We start from the raw sequence: 20720 nt of genomic DNA on the forward strand, positions 1-20720 counted from the left end.
CATTATGGGAAAATATAGAAGATATAAAAACAGAATTGAAATGTTCCTTTCCAGCGACATGGGAAAGAGAGTACTGAACTTCTGTTACAGCTGGGGAGCATCTATCGTAATCATAGGTGCCATGTTCAAGTTGCTTCACCTGCCGTATGGTAACCAGATCCTGTTTATCGCCATGACGGTGGAAGCATTGGTATTCTTTATCTCCGCTTTTGAACACCCTTCAAACGAATATCATTGGGAAGAAGTATTCCCCGTACTGAAATCGAAGAACCCGATGGACCGTCCCGACTTTGCCGGCACAGGCATGTCCAACCTGATCAACTCATCGGACAATATGGATGACGACAATACCTCAGGCGGCATAAACATCCATGTAGGCAACGGCAGAAAAGCAGGTGTCGCAGGCAACCTGGGCGGAACCTCCGTACTGAGCAACCTCGATGTCAGCGAAGAAGATACAAAAAACCTGTCGGAAAGCATCAAGAAACTGAGCGGCGCTGCCGAACAGATCTCCAAGATGGCGGAACTGACCGAAGCTACCCAGAAATACCTGGAACAGCTATCCGGCATGTCCGAAAATATGGAACGTTTCAGCCACGTCACCAACTCGCTGACCAACGTATCCGACACATTGCTTAACTCTTATAAAAGCATCACAGACAACTCTGACGGTATCAACCAGAACTCACGCGGCTACGTGCAGCAAATGGAAATGTTGAACCGCAACATCTCCGGTTTGAATACTATCTACGAAATACAGTTAAAGAGTATCAGTTCGCAGATCGAATCGATCGAACATATCAACGGCGGCCTGAACCGCATCCGCGAGATGTACGACGGTTCGGTAACCGACAGCTCGGTCTTCCGCAACGAAACGGAAAAGATGACTCGCCAGCTGGCCGAACTGAACCAGGTATACAGCCGTTTGCTACAGGCAATGACGGTCAATATGGGTCCGGCAACCGCTTACCAGCAGCCTGCCCCCCAGCCGCAACAGCCCAATTACCAGCAACAGCAGCCTAACTATCAGCAGCCCTACCAGCAACAACCGTACGGCTACCAGCAGCAGGCTCCGTATACAAACAATCCCGGACAGCAATCCGGCAGATAATAAACAAACGAAACTGAAAGAAGATGTCCGGAATAGCAAATAATCCCAACTCGCCCCGTCAGAAGATGATCAACCTGATGTATCTGGTGTTCATCGCAATGATGGCACTGAACGTGTCGTCGGAGGTTCTCGACGGTTTCGAGCTAGTGGAAGACAGTTTACGCACCTCCATCAGCAACTCGGCTCACCGAAACGAGATCGTGGCAGGCGAACTGGATACCTACTACCAGTCCAACCCCGAAAAGGTAAAGGAATGGTACGATAAGGGTAAACAGGTAAAGTCCGCTTCCGACAGCCTGTACAACTACGTGCAGGACCTGAAGCAACGTATCGCGGTAATTGCCGATGGGAAAGATGCCAACGTAAACAAGATAGAGCATAAAGACGACCTCGAAGCCGCTTCACGCATCATGCTGGGCCCGGTTACCGGAGAAGGAAAGAAGCTACGCGAAGCCATCGACGCTTACCGCGTAATGATGGGCGAAATGGTACAGGACAGTGCCAAGACCCGCATCCTGGAAGCAAGCCTGAGCACTACACCGCCTCACAAGGCAGGGATCAATACCCGCACCTGGGAAGAAGCGTTGTTTGAAAATATGCCGGTTGCCGCAGCCGTAACATTACTGACGAAACTGCAAAGCGATATCCGCTACGCAGAAGGCGAAGTGCTGAACAACCTGTTGAACAGTGTCGACGTAGGCGACTACCGCGTGAACCAGATGACCGCACAGGTCATACCGGAGAGCCAGATCGTCATGCGCGGAAGCCAGTACAAGGCGAACATCGTCCTGTCTGCCGTCGATTCAACCAAACGTCCGGCCGTATTCGTAAACGGCAAGCAGTTGCCGGAAGACAGCCGCGGACAGTTCACCGCCATTGCCGGTGCCCCGGGTACTTACCCGATCAAAGGGTACATCGAGATGCCCAATAACGACGGCAGCATGATGCGTCAGAACTTCGAAAGCGAATACTTCGTAACGGAACCGAGTGCAACCGTTGCCCCGTTACTGATGAACGTATTATATGCCGGAATCGCCAACGAGATGCGTATCGCCGTACCGGGCGTACCGAGCGGGAACGTAACGGCCACCATGACAAACGGAACCCTGACACGCAAAGGCGATATCTGGGAAGCCCGCCCTCAAAAGTCGGTACCGACGCTGTTATATCCGTCAATGCCCGCATGGCCGACGGTCGCAGCGTGGAAATGGCCAAGAATACCTTCCGCGTACGTGCCCTGCCCGACCCGATGCCTTACATCGAGTATAAGGACCAGAACGGCAATATGCGCAAGTTCCGCGGCGGAAACATGACCAAGCGTAATCTGATCGAGACGGAAGTACTCCAGGCAGCTATCGACGATGAAATATTGAATATAAAGTTTGACGTACTACGTTTCGAACTGTTGTTCTTCGACTCCATGGGAAATGCAATACCTGAAGTTTCTCAGGGTCCCCGGTTCTCGGACAACCAGAAAGACAGGATACGTCGTCTGACAAGAGGAAAACGCTTTTTCATCAGAGGTGTAGTAGCCAAAGGACCTGACGGCCTGGAACGTACCCTCACCCCGATCGAAGTCATTGTAAATTAAGTAGGGGCGGTTCGCGAACCGCCTTCAAACTAAGAATATAAAATATGAAACGTTTTTATTACATACTGGCAATTGCAAGCGCCCTGTTCTTCACAGCTACCTCCATACAGGCACAGGAAGAAACAGGAAACACCCAGCAACGGGCAAGAAGAAGCCCGCAGGCCACCCGCGGAGAACGGGCTAATGATAAGAAAGACACCGGTATACCCGAACTGACCGTGCGGGCACAGGATATGAACGAGCGTATGACACAGGAAGTGGGCAACGCCCGCTGGATGCGTGTCATGTACCGGCAGATAGACCTGATGAAAGAGAAGAATGCTCCTCTGTATTATCCGGTCACCCCGATGAACGGACAGATGAACCTTTTCTCCATCATCTTCAGTCTGATCAGCGAAGGTAAAATAGATGCATACCAGTATGAAGACGGTTACGAAGATTTCAGCGACAACAGCAAGATCAATCTGAAAGACATGCTCGACCGCTTCGGCATCTATTATGAGGAAGTACCCGGACAAGGTAACCAGGGAACCACTTTCGTGATCAACGAAAGCGATATTCCTTCCGAAACCGTCCGCTCTTATTATGTAAAGGAAGCCTGGTATTTCGACCAGAATAACTCCGTATTCGATGTAAAGACACTGGCCATCTGCCCGATCATGACCACTTCAGGTGATGTCGGCGAGTTAACCATGCCCATGTTCTGGATTCCTTACGAAAGCATCCGCCCGTATATCAACACGGCATTTATCATGACATCGAACATCAACAATGCCATGACCTTCACGCTCGACGACTATTTCCGCCGCCGTATGTTCGAAGGCGAGATCTATAAGACACAGAACCTGATGAATCAGCCGTTGATGGCTTACTGCCCGACTCCCGATTCCCTCAAGAAAGAACAGGACCGCATCGAAGGCCAGTTGGTTGCCTTCGAAAAGTCACTCTGGTTCCAGCCCGACACTACTCAGGTAGAAGACCCGAAAGCGGCTAAAAAAGCGAGAAAATCATCAGCCCGCGGACAAGGCGGAGCCACTACCGAAAAGGCTGTTAAAGAAACCAAAGAAAAAACAGTAAAGACAAAAGCGCCGAAAGCCGAGAAATCTTCTCCGGTTCGAAGCGTACGTCGCAGAAGATAAGAACATATAAACTCAAGAAAAAGTAAAGGCTATGTCATCACGATATAGCCTTTACTTTTTTTATCAAATTCTATCTAACAAACCATAGTTTTTACAGAACTATGGCCTTTTGTCCTATAAGAAAGTAGGAGATAAGTAAAACAGGGGCATTTAGCGTGCAAAACACTCTTCTTTAAAGAAAGAACAGAGATTCTATAACTTATTTTTCACAATTTAATACCTAATAAGAAAAATATTATTATTTTTGACACGATAAGATATCATAGTTCTGTAAAGACTATGTCTCTCATCTAAATTACAAGTTTTCACTAGTATAATATTGCGACTTATTAACCTCTTAAATCACAGGCTTATGTTAACTCAACTAAAACTGACCAAAGTGTTGATTATCCTGTCAGTATTCAATTTGTTTGGGAATATTCACACAGAAGCGAATACTCTTTCCCGACAAGCTGCGGTAACTCAACAAAAAAGCAAAGTGACCGGTATCGTAGAAGATGAAAACGGAACCGTTGTCGGAGCCTCCATTTTCATCAAAGACAGTTCCACCGGAACAATTACTGACTCAGAAGGAAGATTTACCCTGACCGATCTCAAAAAAGGCTCGACACTCGTATTCTCTTTCGTCGGTTTAAAAACCCAGGAAATAATCTGGAAAGGGGAAAGTATACTAAACGTCAAAATGGTCAGCGACACCCAGGATTTGGATGAAGTTATCGTAGTAGCCTATGGAACAGCCAAAAAATCAGCATTCACAGGTTCAGCCACAGTTATCAGTGCAGAAAAACTGACACAACGCTCAACCACCAATGTCGTACAATCATTACAAGGACAGGTTGCCGGATTACAAATGACAACTGGTTCCGGACAGCCTGGCGGAGGTTCTCCATCCCTTATCATACGAGGCATAGGTTCTATCAATGCTGATATCGACCCGTTGATTATTGTCGACGGCATGCCTTATGAAGGAGGTTGGAACAATATCAACCCTTCTGATGTAGAATCGGTCTCCGTATTGAAAGATGCCGCATCGAATGCTCTTTACGGAGCAAGAGGTGCCAATGGTGTTATTATTATCACCACGAAACAGGCAAAAGTGGGAGAAGCAAAAGTAACGGCTTCCGCCAAATGGGGCGTAAATACGCGTGGCACCATCGATTACGACTACATCAAAGACCCCGGAGAATACTACGAAGCTCATTATAAAGCATTATATAATCAACTAAGATACGTCAAAGGATTATCTGAAAATGACGCATATACGCAGGCGAATATCAATATGGTAGGCAATACCAAAGAAAACGGCGGCTTAACCTATAACGTATTCAACTATCCGGAAAACGAATACCTGATAGGAAAAGACGGAAGACTCAACCCCAACGCCAAATTAGGACGGGTAGTGAACGGATATACGTTATCTCCCGACGACTGGGTCGATGAAGCATATAGCAGCGCCTTCCGGCAGGAATATAACGTCAATATATCCGGAGGAACCAACAAAATGCAAATGTACGGCTCCTTTGGTTACCTGAACGACGAAGGTATTGTCCCCAATGCCGGATACGAACGCTATTCTGCCCGCTTCAAAGGTTCTTACCAGGCAAAGAGTTGGTTGAAATTCGGTGCTAACGTAAACTATACTCACAGCGAAACATCGACCTTGTCAGAAGACTACAGCACAGATATGGCAAGTGTCGTAGAACAAGTTGCCCCTATCTACCCGGTCTATATCAGAGATGAGCATGGAAATATCATGACCGATGAAAACGGCAAACTGTATGACTACGGAACAACAAATACCGCGTTGGGATTAGCCCGCCCCGTTCTTCCGAACTCATCCATACAAAGCTCCATTCTCAATCTGTCGGAAACAAATGCAAATACGTTTAACGGTAACGGCTTTGTCGATATCACCTTCCTGAAAGACTTCAAATTCACGTTCAACGCAGGAACGACAGTACGCGAACAAAGATATTTCAAAACCAGCAACCCGTTCTACGGTTTCGGGGCGGAGCAAAACGGTACCATATCCGTGTTCCATTACCGCACAACCACACTAAACTTACAGCAGATCTTAAACTATAACCGCAGTTTCGGTAAACATAACGTATCGGCCATGTTGGGACACGAAAATTATAAATACAACTATGTCCAATTATCTGCCGAAAAAAAGAACATGTTCTCTTACTGGGAGAACCATGAATTGAACGGAGCCATCATTGACGCCGCTTCTGCCGACTCCTACGCAACGGATTACAATACGGAAGGATACTTCTTCCGCGGCCTCTACGATTACGACGGCAAGTATTTCTTCTCCGGTTCTTATCGCCGCGACGCTTCTTCACGCTTCCATCCGGATCATTGGTGGGGTAATTTCTATTCCATCGGAGCTGCTTATCTGATCTCGAGAGAAGACTGGTTCAAAACAAACTGGGTAGACTTGTTAAAAATCAAGTTCTCTATCGGACAACAAGGTAACGACAATATCGGTAACTTCCGGTATATCGATACCTATACCATTAAAAACAACAATGACGAGTTATCGCTCGCCTTTGCCAGCAAAGGAAATAAAGATATCACCTGGGAAACAAATACGAACATGAACCTGGGAGTTGAATTTGAATTATTCAAACATAAACTGACCGGTAGCTTCGAATTCTTCAACCGCAAGACGACCGATCTGTTAAACTGGTTCACCGTTCCTCTGTCGTTGGGATATGCAGGTTATTATGACAATATCGGAGACATGAATAACAGAGGTATCGAACTCGATTTGAGATATACCCCGTTCAATAAAAAGAACTTCTCATGGACGATCAACTTCAACATGACTCATTATAAAAACAAGATCACCTATCTGCCTGCCGAGAAAAAGACGACAGAGATGGAAGGCCACGGTGGTTATATGGACGGAAGCAGGTATTACGGAGAAGGATTACCCATCAATACATGGTATATGCGTCAGTATGCCGGTGTGTCGGAAGAAGGTCTGTCCATGTGGTATTACACCGACAAGGAAACAGGAGAAAAAAAGACCACAACCACCAACTCCAGCGCAGACTATTATCTGTGCGGCGACCCCAACCCGGACCTGTACGGAGGTTTCGGTACGACACTGAATGTCTATGGTTTCGACCTCTCTGCCCAATTCAGTTATACGATCGGAGGCAAAACCTACGACTACGGATATGCAGGCATCATGGCTAATCCGACAGCATCAAGCGTCGGTAACCGCTGGCACAAAGACATCGCAGACGCATGGTCGCCCGAAAATACAGGGTCAAACATACCGCGCTGGTATTTCAACGACTTATACACCACCGGCATGTCGGATCGTTTCTTGATGGATGGTAGCTACCTCAGCTTGCAAAACGTACAGGTAGGATATACCATTCCCAAGAAATATACCTCTTATCTGGGCATAGACAATCTTCGTTTATACTTTGTATGCGATAATGTATATTACTGGTCAAAGAGAAAAGGATTGGATCCCAGACGCTCCTACAAAGGGGAGGGCGCTTCCGGAAAAATCTCTCCGCTCCGCACTTTCACCGGTGGCATCAGTTTACAATTCTAAATTCACACAAATTCCATAAAGCATAAAACAATGAAAAAGAAAAATATATTTAAAACAGTAATTGTTTCCAGCGTGTTTTTCCTGGGATTAGGCATGAATAGCTGTATCGAACAAACATTCCCCGAAAGTTCTACGGCCACAGCGGATCAGGTAGCCAACTCGCCAGCCGGTATGCAGGCTATGATGAGTGCAATCGTCGGATATATCAATACGTATAATTCTTATGGTAATAATTATAGTTTCGACTTCGGCTATAGTGCGTTCGGCATAACAAGAGAGACGATGTGCGAAGATTTCTTCGTCTATAATTCAAATTACGATTACTTCAGTTCATTCGGACAATGTCTGGCATTGGCGGAAAACAGTACAGTAAACAGTCTGTATTACTACTACTACAAATTCCTCAATAACACCAACAACCTGATACGCCTGATCGACCCGGAAACGGCCACCGAAACCAACAGGCAGTATTTGGGGATCGCCAAAACATTCCGGGCTTTAATCTATATGGATATCTCCCGTTTCTTCGAGTACAAGAAAACGGGCATAGCCAAACTGGACAACGAAGCCGAAGCGAATAAGATATACGGCCTGACCGTTCCCATCATCTACGAGAATATAACGGAAAGCGAAGCCCGCGACAACCCCAGGGTCCCTTTCTACACCATGTATGAATATATCCTGAAGGATCTCGACGATGCCGAAGAATACCTGAAAGACTACACCCGGCCTGCCAAGAATATGCCGGACCAGACAATCATCTACGGGTTGAAAGCACGCCTATGGCTGGAAATGGGTACGCGTTTCGAAAAATACCCGAATGATTTGTCAGCCCTCACCCAGAACGTCGACCTCGGTGTCAACTCTGCCAAAGATTGTTATGCAAAAGCTGCTGAATATGCCCGCAAAGTCATCTCAAACAGTGGAGCACAACCGTTATCAGAATCGGAATGGTTCGGAGGTAAAAACTATACGGCCGGATTCAATACCATTCAAACCGGCGCCTGGTTATGGGGTTCGATCATGAACCAGGAAAATATCCACAGCACATGGTTGAACTATGCCGGAAATATATGTACCGAACAGACATTCGGTGTAGGCAACTCCACCTACTGGGCTATCCGCACAATCAGCAAGGCCTTATACGATCAAATACCGGATACGGACTGGCGTAAAATTACCTGGATAGCCCCGGAAGATGCCGGAAAAGAACCGAGAAATAAATATCGTACCATATTATCCGATGTCAATTTCAAAAAGCTACCAGCTTACACGAACCTGAAATTCAAACCGAAAGAAGGCAACATGATCGATGCCAACATAGGAGCAACGATCGATTATCTGATGATGCGTGTCGAAGAGATGTACTTCATCGAGGCCGAAGCATTAGCTGCAAGCCAGGGAGTAGCAGCCGGCGTAAATGCCCTCAATAGCTTTATGACTACCTATCGCTATCCGGAATATAATTGCCAGGCGACTACATTGGATGATTTCCGTAAAGAACTCATACTGCAAAAACGTATTGAATTCTGGGGAGAAGGTATCATTTTCTGGGACTACAAACGTTTGGAATTACCTGTTAAAAGAGGATATCCCGGCACCAACGCACCGGTAGGCTACCGCATGAATTCTATTGAAGGGTATTGCGCCCCCTGGTTCAATATCTTCTTCAGTAAATTCGAGTCACTTAAAAACACAGCCATCGTTTTGAATCCGGACCCGTCGGCCGTTATTTCAGACTGGACCGAATAAAAGGGATGAAACATTCTACTTTTGATTAACAGAAAAAATCGAACGCGGAAAACTCATATCGTCCGCGTTCGATTCTTTTTTTAGTTTGCCCCTCTACGTTATCACCTCATCATCTTCACCAAACAACTCCCTACTGCACACAGCATCAGGGTATATCCGGCCGCGACGGTAAGCTGTTTCCGGAATCTTCCCCGGAATCGTTTCCGCACCCCGAGAGTGTCAACAGGGCCCCGATCGAGGCCAGGACAATTTCTGTACGGTCCGCCCACAAAGCCGTCATCCCCAGTATCACCAGGTAACACACGAGCCACCTCCGGCTGATTATCCGGCATAACCACTTTCTCTTTTTTCTCATCTTTCTCCTTCTTTTTCAGGTTCAACAAAAAGCCCAGCAGGGCTCTGATAAATTGCAGGATTTGTCTTAATTTATTCATTGTTTTAAATGTTTATGTTGTTATCAGAAGTGAACTATCTAATTATTGACTGGTTGTAACCGGCTCCCCTCTTGAGAGGGGGAAGGGGGTGTGTCATAGTTTCGCCCTATAACTAGCTTTAACACACCCCTTATCCCCTCTCGAGAGGGGAATTGGTTACTCCCGGCACTATAAACTGATAGCTCAATTATTTCTCTAATTGGCACATTGGCATATTATCCCATTAGCACATTATTTTGCCCTTCCCCGCATCCAATCATACATATCCTTTAATGTGATGATCTTCTCGGTTATGGCAATCAGGTTACGGCGGTATAAGTCACGGTTATCGCCGTTCTGCTCGCTGATATAGGGGCTGTAGGCTATCTCTTTCGCATAGGCTTCGGGCTGGCGGCTGAAACTCCAGGCATGGCGGTAACCGGTGCGGATCAGACGGGCAAAATCAAGGAATGAGAACTCTACACCGGCATAATGACGGAAATAATGCACCCCGCCGGCCCCTTCCACCTTCGCCCGCTCTCCATGCCAATAACCGTTGGATGCCCCGTACCCCATGATACCGAAATAGTTATGATGTTCCCTGGCCAAATGTGAAGTACCCCAACCGCTTTCGAGCGCACCCTGTGCCAGGATTACTACCGGGTTCATGTCATAGGTCCCACCCGCCTTCTCGGCTGCCGGCAGACATGTCTGCAAATACTGTATCTGTTTATCCATTTTATATGATATTAGTTAGTACTTTATTTGAATATGTGCATAATAAATCGTATCTTTATTGATATATAAACCTTCAAATACATGCCGTATGGAAAATTCATTCAATCAGAACAGAGTATGGGGATGGGGCGAGCTTGCCCTGCAATACTTTCCCAATATTTCACAGAAAAGTGCCACGATGCAATTGTTGAAATGGGTCCGCGTAAGCAGGGCACTCGTCGACCAACTGGAAGAATCAGGCTGGCATCCGGGAAAGAAATACCTCACTCCCCGACAAAAGGACTATATCGTCCAGCACCTGGGTGAGCCGTAAAAATGGCTCTCTGCCAGGTTGCCGGGCTATCCCCCTATTCGATCTCCGGACGGTCGCTTCCTCCGCCTCCTTCTCCCCCGCTTCCTTCTTCTTTGTCCGACGGATCGGGAATCTTTTCAAAAGAATAATTGCTGATCGCATCGCGCAGCATCTTGCCGGGACGGAACACAATCCGTTTGCTTTTGATCAGCGCCTGGTTGAACTCCTTTTTCGTCGTCGTACCGGTACTGCCGAACTGCAACTGGAAATTCCCCAGTTCGCCCACCTGTACCACCTCCCCTTTACCCAGGCTGCGTTTCATCACCTCGATCAACGAATCGAGTATCAACCGCACGTCACCCGGTGAAGCGGTGGACGACAGCGAGATCAGATCGCATAACTCATACATACCACACGTCCCTGCCGCTTTCGCGTTCGCATAAAACAACTTGCTGCCTTCCGCAGCCCCTTTGCGCATGTCCTTACGCAATACCAATGTGTACTTTGCTGGCATAATCATACTTTTTAAAGTTAAACATCTTGTCGATTAATCACATAACAAAGATACAACCGGCATACCCCGGCCAACGGAAAGGGACGGAAGGAGGGGGACAGAGTGGAAAGAAAAGGAAAGTTACTGCTTACCCGTATAACCGGAAGGCAACCATTCATCTAAAGAACTATAAATGAATGAACTTTCTGTGGCAATATTTGTATATATAATAATTTAAAGGTAATTTTGCCACAGAATAAAAGAAGAAGATTCATGAAAACGACAAATCAGATCATTGGAGAAAACCTAAAGAAAATCAGAGAATTATCCGGATTCACACAAGATCAGGCAGCCAAATTTATTGGTGTTGAACGCTCTGCTTATAGTAACTATGAAGGAGGTACAAGAGAAGTCCCATATCATATCCTCGAAAATATTTCAAACCTATTCGGTTGTGAGCCTATTCTACTGTTTGAAGATAATATTCAGGCGGAGAATGAAATAATGGCTACAGCTTTCAGAATTTCAGATTTGGAAGACAATGATTTGAAAGCAATAGCAGCATTCAAAGATATTGTAAAGTCTTACCTCAAAATGGAACGTATAGCACAAAATGAAACCGAATAAATTTATCATAGAAAAGCAGGTTTCAGAGTTTCGGACGGACAACGGACTCAGTTCATCCGAACCCATAACCTTAAGAAGCTTACTTCTGAAACTAAACATACTTACGATTTTCAGACCTTTATCCGAAAACTTTTCAGGCATGTGCCTGAAAGATAGTTCAGAGCATCGTTTTATGCTCATTAACTCCAACCAGCCACAAGGCAGACAACATTTTACGATTGCACATGAATTATACCATCTTTATATAGAAGATAAACCGACTCCACACAAATGCAATCCCGGATATGGCAGCAAGAACCTGACAGAACAATGTGCCGACATGTTCGCTTCTTCCTTATTGATGCCGGAAGCAGGTATATGCCAGTTGATACCTGAAACGGAGTTGAAGACTAAAAACATTTCGATCGCTACGGTGTTAAAACTCGAACATTATTTTTCAGTTTCCCGACAGGCTTTATTATACAGATTATTGAACATCGGACTTATAGCGGAAAGCACACGCTCCAAATTAGCGGAAGCAGGAGTAAAATATTCAGCCAGATGTTTCGGATATGATACAGCTCTATACGAACCGGCAAACGAAGGATTAGTCATTGGTGATTTCGGAGAAAAGGCCCGCCATCTATTTGAACAAGAGAAAATTTCGGAAAGTCACTATATAGAGTTACTCCATAAAATAAATATCAATGGGACAGAAGAAAACGAAGATAGTACTCGACGCTGATGTGATTATTCATTTTATGGAGGCAGATTGCTTTTCGCTATTACCTGACATATTTCCGGAATATGAATATCTGATATTGGATGTAGTCTATAGTGAGGTCTCTAAAAACTCCAGAACCAGAGATTTTATAGACAATTACCTTCGATTCTTCCCTACATTGAGAAAAGAAGTTTTTGCTCCCCAAGGGGATTCCAGGAAAGAGTTCTTTTCACTACAACGCACATTAGGAAAAGGTGAAAGTGCATGTATGATTTATTGCAGGAAGAAAATGACAAAAGAGGAATGTTCCGGATTTATGCAAGCTGTAAATAAAGCAGGAAGTAAACTTCCGATCATTGACATTACGCAGTATGCATGTACTGTACAAATCTGATTTTCGCCCTATAGGGAACCTTCTTCTCCCCTATATCCTACCCTTTGTTCCCCTATACCCTGTTGCACGGTAGACTACAGGGTAAAAGGCTGAATGTCAGAGGGAAACAAAAGTTAAGGACAGAAAAGGACAAAAAGGACACCGCCACATTTTCAGAAAACACTCATCCGATCAGGCGGCAGGGGAAGTGTTTTTACGGTAGAGGCCGTGAGACAGACGGGTGATGAAGACCGGCTCCAAACGGGAAAGGTGGCGTCTGACGGAACGGTCGCTTATACCGGCTGCCTGGCTGAGCGCATACAAGTCGGACACGGTGAACTGATCGTCCAGCCGGTCGAATATTTTACGGAAATAATCCGGGCAGGTCAGCTCGGGGATATCTGCCGGGGCGGTAAGCTGCGTCATCAGCAAGCGGCTGTGTTCGAGGCAGACATCGACCATGGAAAGGGCCGCCCGGAAATGAACATCGTCACAGAAACGCTCGTCCACCCCGTAATCGAGCGAAGCGACATCGAGAGCGGTAAAGATCATGCAGAGACGGAAAGTCATCAGTCCATGACGCTTCACGGCACCCAGGAAGTCTTCTTCCCCAAACAGGTCGGTTTCACGCAATAGCTGCGCAAAGTGACGGTTCAGTTCATCCCACTGCCGGAGAGTAAGGCGCACCTGCAAACGTCGTTTACGCAGCAACAGGGCTATATCACGCACACGTTCGGAGAGGCTGTCGATCCAGGCCTCAAAACCTTCCGCTCCATTCTGAGGCGAAACATCCTGCCAGACCGCCTTGCTGCGGCAGGTATACAGCAGCAGACGGCTTGCCAACCCGTTCTCCGCACTCGGCACCAGGCGGGGAAATTGTCCGGGTGTACCCGCCAGCAAAAGAGCCAGACGCGGCTGGGGAACGCGGATCATCTCATTATCCACCTTACGGGAGGAGGCGACAGGTTCATGCTGGAAAGCCTTACGCAACAGATCGTCGAACTGCCCATAGTCCTGACGGCTGGCTGAGATCAGAGTATCGATCTCACTGTCGACCATCAGTCCGCCGACCTCGCCATTCTCAGCCAGGTGAACCAGCAACTTGGCTTTCGTTATCTGGGTAGGGATGAAAAAATAGCAGGTAGAGGCTTTTACAGGGGCATCGGTCACTTTTACCGCCTGTTTCTTCTGATGGGCAGCCGCTTTCTTCAGTTCCCATTCTTCTAACGCCTGAAGATACTCGTCCTCCTTGCGTTTCGTCTCGATCTCGATCTGTGAAGCATAGCTGTCAGCCAGGCGGCGCATGTCATTGATACACCCTTTGCCGTTGGCCGCCGGAGCCACTTCGACCGTGAAAAGATGGGGATAGACACGTTTTCGGTTATAGATACCCCATACTCCCGGGAGGCAGGCACTCAATACGGTACAGGCTGCCAGGAAAGCCATATCATGCTCGCGGCGGTCGGTGTAGAAACGAAGTGCATCGCCCAGCAAAAGGGGAAGACCGGTGGTTATATTTTCCGGTAGAAAAGGGGTTTGTTCGCGAAGCTCTTCACCCGAAAATGTGGCGGTGTCCTTTTTGTCCTTTTCTGTCCTTTTGCTTGGGGGACGGGTAGCCGACTCATCAGTATGTCCCTGATAGGCAGAATATAAAGCCTGACGGATCTCTTCTTCGGGGAAGTCGTCACCGTGCAACAGGGGGATGCAAAAAGAGGCCGTCTCATCGCGGTCGAAGCCTCTCCGGTTAGCTTCGCAACCCAGTCGGTAGACAGTCTGGTTGCGGCTGCCTTCGACGGCAGGATGGGCACGCAGCCAGTCGTGTACAAACACCTGGCCCTGCACAACAGAGGCAGGGGAGAATACCTGAGCTTCCGGATTATAGAAAGCCTCCGGATCATCGCTCACGTAGCAGCAACGACTGATGTCCTTACAGGCACGGTCGCAGAAAACGCCTGAGAGGTGCTCATAATGGGCGGCTACCGCTGCAAATGCAGCGGCATGCTCTTCGCGGGCGGTATCGACACGGACAAAGACTTTCAGCCCCTCGCCTCCGGGACTGATAAATAAGGCCAGCGTAAAAGGCTGCCGGAGGAATAGAGCGATCAATGCAGCCAGGTCGGCCACATGATCGAAATCCAGTCCCACCACCTGGCTATAGGCTTCCAGCTGGTTGGCACGATGTCCTCCTTTGAACAGGCCGGAGGGAGTAAAGCCCGGAAGCTGTGCTTTCAGGGAGCGGGCAGCTTCTTTGTCACCGGAAGCCAGGGCAGTGCGGTAAGCGGTTATTTCATGTATCCAGCGTCGGGTACGGATCAGGATAATGATTTCTTCCAGGGTAAAGGACTGTGATGTCGACAGGTAAAGTTTCACGAAATAAGAGACTGAAGGTGTTGCGTTCATACTATTTAAATTTAGGCTGTTCAGCCGGTTAATATGGACGCAATATAGGCATTCCTTTCTTACACAAAAAGCAGTTAAAAAGACCGGTCATAGTCTTCACCAACGCAGTCTCAAGGCTTCTGGTGCGACTGAGCCACGAAAGCGAGCACTATAAACCGGTCAATTTTAAGGGGAATCGGGAGAAAATTTATTTCCCGTTTTCCTTTTCATCCTCCGACATATAGTAATATCTCAGGAAGGTTCCGCGAGATACCTCAAATTCAAATATGTCGAAGAGCAGAGCGAGCAGCTTGCCGTCATTGATTTCACCGAAATGTTCTTTCAACCGGTTATTCAATTCTCCCATATAGAAGGCCAGCTGCATATGTTCCTTTGCCGGAATATGCAGACGGTCTTCAGGAAAAAGAACGACTGCTCCCAGCAACCCCTGCAACCGAAGTTTGCAGACTTTCAGTTTCCGTTCGTTACTACGCGACAGACAGCCGCTTTCTTCTCTCATCCCGCGCAGACGCTTTATCTCGTCGCACAGCACATCCAAAGAGAGGATGACTTGTTGTTTTTTTTCATCTGTTTATTCTTTATAATTGTCCTGTGATGACACAGGGTTTTGTTAGTAGCAATAATATGCCAATGAGACAATGTGCTAATGAAGATAGCAAGAGGTTCAATTATTATCAGATATGAGTGTCTGTTTAGTGACTGGTTGTAGCTGGCTCCCCTCTGGAGAGGGGAGCCAGCTACAACCAGTCACTAAACAGACAGTTCACTTTTTCTATATTGGCACATTGGCATATTGCCACATTGGCCCATTATTTTCTATATTGCCACATTATTTCTAACGACGAAACCCCGGAGAACGTATTCCCCGGGGTTTGTTTTTGTCTGTCTTCGCTCTTCACAGAGATCGAACAGAAGAACTTTATTTCATTACTTTAGTATTAATATCGACCGCTTGTTCGCCTGTCGCAGGATACTTGTCATGGAGGTGGGTGAACCCCACCTCTACGACACGCAGTCAATTTAAATTTATTGATTATAAATAATTTCTTATTTTACGATAGCAGGTACTGCTGCTTCACCTTCAACCGTTACATAAACTACACCTGCAGGAACTGCGATTGTAGCTTCGCTTGAAGTGATTACCGTGTTAACCACTACCTGACCAAGTACGTTGTTGATAACAACCTTCTTGCCTTCAGCGCCCTTAACAGTTACTGTTCCCTTACCGCCGATTACAGCGATTGTAGAAGTAGTGATATCTTCGTTAGCGACAGATGAACCTTCTGAAGATTCTACATTGTAGATATCAGCAGATGAAGCATCGAAGTTTTCAAAGTTGTCTTTTACAATTACAGGAACACCGTTCTGGACTTTCAACCAACCGCCTTCAGTCATAGGACGAGCAGCACCGGCAAATGCATTGTCATTCTTCCAAGATTCAGACTCGATCAAGAAGTCTTGAGCTTCATCATCATTGATCAGACGGAATTCAAACTTAGCTGCATTATGTTTGTTTTCAGCAATAGTTACTTGTTTGCCATCAACAAACAATTTAGTATAGTTGCCTGTACCCGGCATAGTTCCTTCTTCTTTCACTACATAACCTTTCAGGAAGGCAAGACGAGTATATTTGTTTTCCCAGTCATACTTGTTGTATTTAGCGTCAATCTTCAAGTTAACCAAGAAGTTACCGAATATAGTATCAGGTGTAACATGAGTATGTACGCAAGCCAGAGAATCAGCTAATGAAGCATGGTCTTCGCCACACCATTTAACAGAGCCTTTTTGTTCTGTTACATTGCGGCCAATAAAGTACTGAGGCATCAATACGCCAGTTTCAGTTGTCGGAATCACTGTCATTTCTGCCAAAGCATCGGCATTGTCTCCCTTACCTTCTACTGCCAACAGATTCAAATCAGTAGCTTCAGAAGCATAGAGATATTCTTTATCAGTTGAACGTGTGCGATAGAATTTCAACATATTCTTTTCACCCAGTTCGTCTTTAGTAAATTCACGATAATAACGAGTTGAATCAACGACTAAAGCAAATGATGAAGTACGTGTTTCAGCTGTAATATCTTCAGCTTTGATCAAACCTGTAGCATCAACAACACCGGCTTTCTTGTCCCAGGCGGCATCAATCAATGCATAGTAGTGAGTACCGTCTACATCATTTACTTCTTTCAAATAGAAGTTAGTTGCAGAAGCTGCATCGGATACTACCATCATTTCTGTTCCATCTACATTTGTGATCTGTACATATTTATTATGCTTGTTCAACTTATTCGGATTGTAAAGACTGATCTGATATAAACCGCGTTCCAAAGAGTTGCCATAACCATATTCCCGGTTGTTTCCGACTCTGTGTAATCTGAATTTATCTTCAGAGTTAGCAGATACAACTAAAACAGAATCATTATTGATTGTCTTATCACCTACTTCAACATTCAATCCGGAAGAAATATTCAGATAATTCAATGTAAAGAGCGCTCTCGGATCTTCCGTTGCTGTACGGTAATAACCTTCTTCACTTTCAGGAGCCACACTCAATACGAATGTATCATTTTTCTCTTCAACATAACCCTGATAGATATACTGGCTGATTGTTACATAATATTTACCGTCTTTTTCTTCTACTGTATACGCACCCAGGTTCAGTTTTTCACCTGTTTCCATATTGTAAATATTCGGATAACCACCGAAGTCTGTCGGAGTAGAACCTACATACCACTTCGCAGCCGGCATATGGGTAAAATCCATCTTACCCTGATCAGCCGGAGTCACTTTAGTCAGCGAGTAACCATCAACATCCAACATCAAACGGGCACCGTTTTCCTGAGTATTTGCTTTTACAATATCCAGATAGTACAGACCTGCAGGAACATTAATAACATTTACAGGGCCAGCCAGACTTAAACCGATACGGTCATTGATTGTCCATTCCAATGCATTCGGACGTTTGATATATTCAGAGCTACCAACTGTTACTTCACGATGTTTACCCAGAACTGCTACTTTCACTAAATTCTGTTCGAAGCCCGGAGCAAAAGATGCTCTGTAACGGATTTCACTGTCATCACGATCTTTCCAATTGGCTGTTGTAACATCCTTCTGGTTGTAACCGTCAGCTTCGATACGCAAAGAGTCCTGAGTCGGGAAATACAAGAAACGGAAGTTGAAACGACCATTGATGTCGCGAGCAGCAAGCGGTGCATTCGGATTTTCAAATTTCTTATATTCTCTTGTATTGAATGTCAAGTGGTTTTGACCAGCCACTTCATCTGACAGATAAGCAGTATCAACCATCAGGTATTTACCGTTATCAGCTTTCAGAGATAGCCAATACGGAGTTTTAACTGCATTCAAATTAGTATAAACTGCATATAATCCCTGGGCAGTACGGGCAGCCTTAGCGGCAGCTCTGTCGGCAAGTGCCCATTTATGCATGTGATAAATAACATCACCCTTGTCGAATTCAAGATCCTGGCTTAAAGCGAGAATTCTGTCTATCGAAGTCATGCAAGCTTTATTCAGTGTATCTTCCTTACTTTCTTCTTCTTCAATTGTAGCCTCCAACTCAGATTTCTGATCTTCCAGACGTTTTTGCAACGCTAAAAGGTCTTTATCCAGCTCGCCAGAATGAATAATGCTATTTTTTACGGTAATATATGCTGTACGTGCCTTGCTCTCTGCAGCCTTGGCAGCGTCTAAACTTTCCTCTGCAGCAGCTTTTTTTGTTTCCAGGTCAGCTACTTTTTCTTCAGCCTCCTTTACTGTTTGCTCAGCAGCAGTCACCTCTGCATTAGCCTGATTTAAGGCTTCATCCACTACATTTGTGATATAAGTGGCCGTCGCTGTTTTACATTCAGTCTGATTAAGTGTCCAGGCATCAGCACCAGCTTCTCCTGCTATCACATTTGCGTATAATTCTTTCGCAAAGGCCATAAACAACTCTTTATCTGATTCAGTCTCTATAGCCGCAGCAGTAAAAATCGTATTCCAGGATTTTGAATCGTCAAGATATTCCTTATTGAAAAGATCGAATGTCAAAGCTGCTATATCTGCATTAGCATCATCTTGTAATCCTTTGAAGGCCTCTGCTAAATTTTTCTTTTGCTCAGCAACACTTTGGGTAGTTAATGCTGTTTGTTTTGCAGTTGTTGCAGCAAGGAGTTCCCCATTAGCAGTCATTAACTCTGCCTCACGGTCACTTACAACTTCATTTGCTGCACTCAATGCATCCTCCGCATGTACTAACTCACGAAGTAATCCTTCGATCTTTTGTTTCTGTGCATCACTGATATTTGCATTATTCTTAATGTTTTCTTCAATAGACTGTAATCTTTTATTAAGGTCTTTCAGTTCATATTGATGTCCACGCAGAGAAACACTAACAGTCTGTAATTGTTTTACCAGATCATTATAGTTCCCTTGTTCATCTTTCAGCATCTTCGCTGTTACAGCGTAATCTTCTTTCTGAGAATTCAATGCTTCTAAAGCTGCGTCTACCAGTTTTACTTTGGCTTCGTAAACCGCATAGGCTTTTTCATAAGCTTCATAAGCATCAGCCACTTCGCCATAAGACAATGTACCCGGCTTCGGATCAACAGCTTCATATTCCTGCTCTACCCATTTGTTAGGTATACCTTCGGAAACACCTTTGGCAAATGCGAAAGCGACCTTGTCGTCAGCCTGAGTCTGAAGTTTACTATTCAAATCATACTTACTCAACCATACGGGACCAGCAACAACCGGTTTGATTCTAAAGAAATCAACTCTTTCCTGAACATCTTTTGTTGCATACTTAACAGCAGCCACTTTACCAGAACCATCTGATGCCGGAAGCAAAGTCATGATAGAGTCTGCATGAATATATGTTTCCGGAGTTCTTGCAATTGTCAGGTTTTCACCAGCTTCATCAAGCATCCATGTCCATGAAACATCCTTTCCTCCTAAATGGGAAGCAGTCCGTACTCCACCTTTATAATCCTGTGCTTTTGCAGGATCGAAAGACAAAGTAAGGTGATGAGCCAGGTTTCTGAAAATAAAAGCAGTTCTGGATTTGTCGACATTAGAGTCTTTTTCTACAGTCCAAAGAGATTCTCCAATATTAGCCTGAAAATAAGGGATAAAGGCCAATTCATAGTGAAAACCGCCGCCCTGCAGATCTTTTACTTTCTGCATAACCAGCACATTATAACCATCCGATAACTGATAAGCTCTACCATCGGTAACCTTAGACACAGCTTCTATAGAAGGAGCCGTAGCCTTAGTATACACATCCTGAGTCTGAGCATAACCAGTTCCAACAGTTGTCGCCAGCAACATACCGGCCACCAAAGTAGAAAACTTTTTGTTCATAATCTTTCGTTTAATATTAATAATAGTGTTACTTAAAAAGCCTTTTAACCTTAGATCAGGAACGCTACTCAGAAGCTAATGACTAGAAAAAACGTTCCTTTTTTCTAGTCATTATTTTAGGTATGTTTTGACTTTGTGCAAGAAACAAGC

14 protein-coding genes and 1 pseudogene are annotated in these 20720 nt (G+C 45.5%); 9 read left to right on the forward strand and 6 right to left on the reverse strand.

Annotated features, from left to right (window positions below; genetic code table 11):
- The first annotated feature begins 4 nt into the window (after positions 1–4).
- From porL to C825_RS00670, 5 genes and pseudogenes are all read left to right on the forward strand, one after another.
- Positions 5–1111: a type IX secretion system motor protein PorL/GldL gene (gene porL, locus C825_RS00650; RefSeq protein ID WP_224264082.1), complete on the forward strand. Its 1107-nt coding sequence runs from the start codon at positions 5–7 to the stop codon at positions 1109–1111.
- Between the two features lie 23 nt (positions 1112–1134).
- Positions 1135–2702, forward strand: a pseudogene (gene porM / locus C825_RS00655) (type IX secretion system motor protein PorM/GldM).
- A 44-nt stretch (positions 2703–2746) separates the two neighbouring features.
- Positions 2747–3841: a type IX secretion system ring subunit PorN/GldN gene (porN, locus tag C825_RS00660; protein WP_010800990.1), complete on the forward strand. Its 1095-nt coding sequence runs from the start codon at positions 2747–2749 to the stop codon at positions 3839–3841.
- Between the two features lie 352 nt (positions 3842–4193).
- The gene (locus C825_RS00665; protein ID WP_010800991.1) at positions 4194–7418 is read left to right on the forward strand and encodes a SusC/RagA family TonB-linked outer membrane protein; all 3225 of its coding nucleotides are present in this window, start codon (positions 4194–4196) and stop codon (positions 7416–7418) included.
- 30 nt (positions 7419–7448) lie between these two features.
- The gene (locus tag C825_RS00670; RefSeq protein WP_010800992.1) at positions 7449–9170 is read left to right on the forward strand and encodes a RagB/SusD family nutrient uptake outer membrane protein; all 1722 of its coding nucleotides are present in this window, start codon (positions 7449–7451) and stop codon (positions 9168–9170) included.
- Positions 9171–9271: 101 nt separating this feature from the next.
- Here C825_RS00670 and C825_RS00675 read toward each other — a convergent pair whose 3' ends face one another.
- Both C825_RS00675 and C825_RS00680 read right to left on the reverse strand, forming a co-directional pair.
- Positions 9272–9604: a hypothetical protein gene (locus C825_RS00675; RefSeq protein WP_010800993.1), complete on the reverse strand. Its 333-nt coding sequence runs from the start codon at positions 9602–9604 to the stop codon at positions 9272–9274.
- A 231-nt stretch (positions 9605–9835) separates the two neighbouring features.
- A complete protein-coding gene (locus tag C825_RS00680) occupies positions 9836–10321 on the reverse strand; it encodes a glucosaminidase domain-containing protein (RefSeq protein WP_010800994.1) in 486 nt (161 codons plus the stop codon).
- Between the two features lie 88 nt (positions 10322–10409).
- On the opposite strand from C825_RS00680, the gene C825_RS00685 reads away from it, so the two are divergent.
- The gene (locus C825_RS00685) at positions 10410–10634 is read left to right on the forward strand and encodes a DUF4248 domain-containing protein (RefSeq protein WP_010800995.1); all 225 of its coding nucleotides are present in this window, start codon (positions 10410–10412) and stop codon (positions 10632–10634) included.
- Positions 10635–10668: 34 nt separating this feature from the next.
- Here C825_RS00685 and C825_RS00690 read toward each other — a convergent pair whose 3' ends face one another.
- Positions 10669–11127: an HU family DNA-binding protein gene (locus C825_RS00690; protein WP_010800996.1), complete on the reverse strand. Its 459-nt coding sequence runs from the start codon at positions 11125–11127 to the stop codon at positions 10669–10671.
- Positions 11128–11379: 252 nt separating this feature from the next.
- Here C825_RS00690 and C825_RS00695 point away from each other — a divergent pair, with 252 nt between their 5' ends.
- The 3 genes from C825_RS00695 to C825_RS00705 are packed head-to-tail and all read left to right on the forward strand — an operon-like array spanning position 11380 to position 12830.
- Positions 11380–11733, forward strand: a complete 354-nt coding sequence (locus C825_RS00695; RefSeq protein ID WP_010800997.1) for a helix-turn-helix domain-containing protein — start codon at positions 11380–11382, stop codon at positions 11731–11733.
- Positions 11720–12457, forward strand: coding sequence for an ImmA/IrrE family metallo-endopeptidase (locus C825_RS00700; protein ID WP_010800998.1), 738 nt, complete (start codon positions 11720–11722; stop codon positions 12455–12457). Before C825_RS00695 ends, C825_RS00700 begins: the two co-directional genes overlap by 14 nt.
- A complete protein-coding gene (locus C825_RS00705) occupies positions 12420–12830 on the forward strand; it encodes a hypothetical protein (protein WP_010800999.1) in 411 nt (136 codons plus the stop codon). Before C825_RS00700 ends, C825_RS00705 begins: the two co-directional genes overlap by 38 nt.
- A 171-nt stretch (positions 12831–13001) precedes the next feature.
- Here the strand turns inward: C825_RS00705 and C825_RS00710 are convergent, their stop codons facing one another.
- The 3 genes from C825_RS00710 to C825_RS00720 form a co-directional block, all read right to left on the reverse strand.
- The gene (locus tag C825_RS00710; RefSeq protein ID WP_010801000.1) at positions 13002–15209 is read right to left on the reverse strand and encodes a DUF3987 domain-containing protein; all 2208 of its coding nucleotides are present in this window, start codon (positions 15207–15209) and stop codon (positions 13002–13004) included.
- 187 nt (positions 15210–15396) lie between these two features.
- A complete protein-coding gene (locus C825_RS00715; RefSeq protein WP_135033540.1) occupies positions 15397–15708 on the reverse strand; it encodes a hypothetical protein in 312 nt (103 codons plus the stop codon).
- A 548-nt stretch (positions 15709–16256) separates the two neighbouring features.
- Positions 16257–20570 carry a DUF6383 domain-containing protein gene (locus C825_RS00720; RefSeq protein WP_010801002.1) on the reverse strand — a complete coding sequence of 1438 codons (4314 nt, stop codon included), beginning with the start codon at positions 20568–20570 and terminating at the stop codon, positions 16257–16259.
- Between the last annotated feature and the right edge of the window lie 150 nt (positions 20571–20720).

The organism is Parabacteroides sp. ASF519 (genome assembly GCF_000364265.2).
Taxonomy (GTDB): Bacteria; Bacteroidota; Bacteroidia; order Bacteroidales; family Tannerellaceae; genus Parabacteroides; species Parabacteroides goldsteinii.